Annotated in this window: 1 rRNA gene; it reads left to right on the top strand. The window is 50.6% G+C overall.

What is annotated here, in order from left to right:
* Positions 1-261, top strand: a 16S ribosomal RNA gene (locus FS628_RS30680); the annotation flags it as partial.

Genomic DNA, 261 nt, shown 5'->3' with positions numbered 1-261 from the left:
TGGAGTATGTGGTTTAATTCGAAGCAACGCGAAGAACCTTACCAGGTCTTGACATCCCTCTGATCGGTACAGAGATGTATCTTTCCTTCGGGACAGAGGAGACAGGTGGTGCATGGTTGTCGTCAGCTCGTGTCGTGAGATGTTGGGTTAAGTCCCGCAACGAGCGCAACCCTTATATTTAGTTGCCAGCATTTCGGATGGGCACTCTAGATAGACTGCCGGTGACAAACCGGAGGAAGGTGGGGATGACGTCAAATCATC

The organism is Paenibacillus xylanexedens (assembly GCF_007676705.1).
GTDB classification, from domain to species: Bacteria; Bacillota; Bacilli; order Paenibacillales; family Paenibacillaceae; genus Paenibacillus; species Paenibacillus xylanexedens_C.
Note: the sequence above shows the minus strand (reverse complement) of the source record. Positions and strands in the feature narration are given on the sequence as shown.